A 2,552-nucleotide genomic window follows, 5' to 3' on the forward strand; every position below is an offset into this window, starting at 1 on the left:
AATAAAGAGGCGAGTAGGGCGCGTCTGGATATTAGGAAATCCTGATAGTAGAGCCAGATAATACTGATCAGGATAAAAGGATAACCTATATAGAGATAGCGCTGATGAGTGCCACTGAGAAGAATATTAAAACCTAGGTAACTTAGTCCATGGAAAAGGCAGAGAAGTACCATTAAATAGGTAGGATTATGTTTAGGGCTAATCGCCTCGGTTTTGGTTCTGAGAATTTGCCAAATCTTGATTAAACCCGTACAGAGAAGAAAACCCATGAAACCAGCATAGAGTAAAAGCCCTGCTTGGTAAGGACTGATACCTTTTTTCCAGCTACCTAGTTGCAAATCCATAAAAGGTACTCGGGAGGAAGCGCGGGGTTCTAAACCGAGAAATATCCAGATATTAAAGCCATTTCCTGAGATTTTATCACCGTGACCACTACCAGATTTTAAGACAAAGAGGAAACTAGACTGAATCAGTCTGAGGGGAACTGCAAATAAGCTATCTAGGTAGAGGAAAAATCCGAGGCTTAAAAGTAGAGTTGCTCCCAGCCAGATTAAGCCTTTAGTCTGGTATCTTTGCTGGAATTTGTAACCTGTGGTCAGGATAACTAGGGCAAAAAAGGGTAGGGAAAAAATAAAGAGTTGTTTAGTGAGAATGAATAGGACTAAACTAAACATCCCGAGGAGAAACCAGAGGATATTTTTGAGGAGGGTGTTTTTCTCACTCCAAGATTGGAAGAAAGCAATGGTAGCCAGGAGGCAAAATAATAAGCCTACGTTGTCAATCTGTCCCCAGAGAGAACCTGCCGCCCACAGAAATAGCACTAGGGTAATACTGAAACCGATGATTACGGGGCGTTTGAATTTTAAGATTCTTGCTAGGTAGGTAAGAAGGAGAAAATTGAGAGCGTCAACAAACGCTAGGTAAAAACGGAAGTAGTAGATAGCTTCGGTTTTTTCGCTAATTCCCAATAGGGATTTTATCGCCGCAATTACTCCGCCACTTGCCAGTATGCCTATACTAGGATAGTTGGGGACTTTGGGAGGACAATCCATATATACTGTACCTGCTGCGAGACAATCCCCCCATCTACTAAAGAGGAAAGTATCGGTAACGTGGTAAATGGGGAGAAAATAGACTAAAACAAAGGGGAGGGCTATTCCTAGGATATAGGCAAGGGGGATGAGGAAATTATTTTTTTCCCCTCGGTTGGTTGAGTCTAGAAAGTTTTTCATTATTCTCGAAGTCGTTGAGCTTTTCTGGTTCGGTATATTTTCAGAGAATTTTGGCGGTTTCCAGGAGATATTTCTCTAGTTGGGCTTTTTCTTGCAGGGGTATCCCTAGCATGGCTTTTTTCCTTGTATTTCTCTCTATTTTCTCACAACTTCATCAATGAATAATTATACTCATGCCTAAGGGGGATGCGGCCTGTAGTTTTCCATAATAGTTTAGAGACAGTAAAAAATGGTGGAAAATACTGGTTACAGCCTGGCACTGACGATGTTTTTCGGCAGTCTGGAGTAAGGTTTGATTGATAGGGGAGCAAGTGTCAACGTTTTGCCCTAGCATTTGGAGCTAGAACTAGGCTTTATCTGGGAGAATGAAAATCTTTCGGTTATCTTGGCCGAGAACTTAGCCCATTGTCAAGCTCGTGCGCTCGTTGTTAAAGGCCAAGTTACCCCAATTACTCAAAATTTTATGAAGCATTTGAGTAAACACCTGACTTGATCGATGACAATGGCTCTATCCCGTTCTAGCTGTCAATAATTATGCAAAGTCTTTTTCGACGTTCCCTAGCTGAGACCAATTCTGGGGAAGAAGATACCCGTAGTCGTATTCTACAGGCCGCTTTACGTTTATTTGCCGCTAAGGGTTATGAAGGAACCACGACCAAAGACCTAGCAGGAAGCGCAAATGTGGCAGAAGGAACTTTATTTCGTTATTTTCCCAACAAAAAGGCGATTTTAATCGAAGTGGCCACTAGGGGATGGGTGGATATTCTCACCGACTTGCTGACGGAATTGAGCGAAATGGGCAGTTATAAAGCGGTAGCGCAGGTGATGCGACGTAGGGTGTTGAGAATGCGAGAAAATAGCGATTTATTGCGAGTTTGTTTTATAGAGGCACAATTTCACCCCGAATTAAAAGAGCGGATTCAATCGGAGGTAATTGCTAAAATGACCGATGTGGCCGAGGCTTTTTTTCAAACAGCGATCGATCGTGGTGTCTATCGTCCCATGAATCCGAAAATTGTCGCCCAGGTTTTTCTAGGAATGTTCGCAATTGCCGGTTTTTCCAGTGAAACTATTTTAGATAGTAATGCTTCCCCCTTAGCTTTACAAGAAATGGCCGAAGGTATTGCCGAAATTTTTCTGAATGGAGTGTTAGTTAAGTAGTCGTGCAAAATTAATTTCCTAGTCGAGACTCCGAGACAGCTAATCTAAAGATAGGCGGTTAAAATCCGTTTTAGCTTACTTAAGTAGGTAGGCGTTAAAAATTATCAGATGCCCCCCTTATTAAGGGGGGATTAAAGGGGGGACTAAGGGGGGATCGGC

2 protein-coding genes are annotated in these 2,552 nt (G+C 42.4%); one reads left to right on the top strand and one right to left on the bottom strand.

Going from position 1 to position 2,552, the window contains the following annotated elements; all coding sequences use genetic code 11:
- A partial coding sequence (locus tag PX636_RS17015; protein ID WP_288117977.1) for a hypothetical protein occupies positions 1–1,232 on the bottom strand: 1,232 nt, incomplete at its 3' end.
- Between the two features lie 534 nt (positions 1,233–1,766).
- Here PX636_RS17015 and PX636_RS17020 point away from each other — a divergent pair.
- The gene (locus PX636_RS17020; RefSeq protein ID WP_002797360.1) at positions 1,767–2,393 is read left to right on the top strand and encodes a TetR/AcrR family transcriptional regulator; all 627 of its coding nucleotides are present in this window, start codon (positions 1,767–1,769) and stop codon (positions 2,391–2,393) included.
- The last annotated feature ends 159 nt before the right edge of the window (positions 2,394–2,552 follow it).

It is taken from the genome of Microcystis sp. M53598_WE2, from assembly GCF_030067735.1.
Lineage (GTDB): Bacteria > Cyanobacteriota > Cyanobacteriia > Cyanobacteriales > Microcystaceae > Microcystis > Microcystis aeruginosa.